Genomic DNA, 1,714 nt, shown 5'->3' on the forward strand with positions numbered 1-1,714 from the left:
GCCGATTTCACGCCGATTTCACTACCGGAGCGCGTCCGGTCAAAGCTGCCCGGGGTACGGAGCTGACCGCGAAGAGCTGGCAGACCGAGGCGCCGTTGCGCATGTTGATGAACAACCTGGACCCGGAGGTCGCGGAGCGTCCGGATGACCTGGTCGTGTACGGGGGCACGGGCCGTGCGGTGCGGTCCTGGGCCGCGTTCGATGCGATCACCCGGACCCTGGAGACCATGGAGAAGGACGAGACGCTGCTGGTGCAGTCCGGCAAGCCGGTGGGGGTGTTCCGCACCCATGAGTGGGCGCCGCGGGTTTTGCTGGCGAACTCGAACCTGGTGGGGGACTGGGCGACGTGGCCGGAGTTCCGCCGCCTGGAGGCCGAGGGCCTGATGATGTACGGGCAGATGACGGCCGGGTCCTGGATCTACATCGGCACCCAGGGCATCCTGCAGGGCACGTACGAGACCTTTGCCGCGGTCGGGAACAAGCTTGCCGCGGAGGGACGCCACCGGGCCCCGGCCGCTGCGGGTTCCACGGAGGGGCCGCTGGCCGGGACGCTGACCCTGACCGGTGGTTGCGGTGGCATGGGCGGGGCCCAGCCTTTGGCCGTGACCCTGAACGACGGGGCCTGCCTGATCGTGGACGTGGACGAGACCCGGCTGCGCCGCCGGGCCGGCAAGCGCTACCTGGACGAGGTCGAAACCGACCTGGACGCCGCGATCGCCAAGGTCCAAAAGGCCAAGGACGAGCGCCGCGGCTGGTCCGTGGGCTACGTGGGCAACGCCGCGGAGGTCTTCCCCGAACTGCTCCGCAGGCACCGGGCCGGGGAAATCACGATCGACGTCGTCACCGACCAGACCAGCGCACACGACCCGCTCTCCTACCTGCCCGAGGGCATCAGCGTGGACGAGTGGCACGCCGAGGCCGAGGCGGACCCGGAAGGGTTCACGAAGAAGGCCCAGGCCTCCATGGCCCGGCAGGTCCAGKCCATGGTCGARTTCCAGGACGCCGGGGCCGAGGTCTTCGACTACGGCAACTCGATCCGCGACGAGGCCCGCAAGGGCGGCTACGACCGGGCGTTCGAGTTCCCCGGCTTCGTCCCGGCCTACATCCGTCCGCTGTTCTGCGAGGGACTGGGCCCGTTCCGCTGGGTCGCCCTCTCCGGTGACCCCGAGGACATCGCCGTGACCGACAAGGCGATCAAGGAACTGTTCCCGGAGAACACCCACCTGCACAAATGGCTCGACGCCGCCGCCGAACGGGTCGAGTTCGAAGGCCTGCCGGCCAGGATCTGCTGGCTCGGCTACGGCGAACGCGCCAAGGCCGGGCTGCTGTTCAACCAGCTCGTGGCCGAAGGCAAGGTCAAGGCCCCCATCGTGATCGGCCGGGACCACCTGGACTCCGGCTCCGTGGCCTCCCCCTACCGGGAAACCGAGTCCATGGCCGACGGCTCCGACGCGATCGCGGACTGGCCGTTGCTGAACGCCCTGATCAACACCTCCTCCGGCGCCACCTGGGTCTCCATCCACCACGGCGGCGGCGTGGGCATCGGCCGGTCCCTGCACGCCGGCCAGGTCTCCGTCGCCGACGGCACCGAGCTCGCCGCGCAGAAACTCGAACGCCTCCTCACCAACGACCCCGGCATGGGCGTCATCCGCCACGTCGACGCCGGCTACCCCCGCGCCGTCGAAGTCGCCCACGAACGCGGCGTCCGCATCCC

At 69.9% G+C, this 1,714-nt stretch carries 1 protein-coding gene; it reads left to right on the forward strand.

The window, feature by feature from the left end; genetic code table 11:
• Nucleotides 1-62 precede the first annotated feature (62 nt).
• On the forward strand, nt 63-1,714 hold a 1,652-nt coding region (locus tag AC1DLO_RS22455; RefSeq protein ID WP_476914624.1), incomplete at its 3' end, for a urocanate hydratase.

The organism is Arthrobacter sp. 01T419, assembly GCF_056398865.1.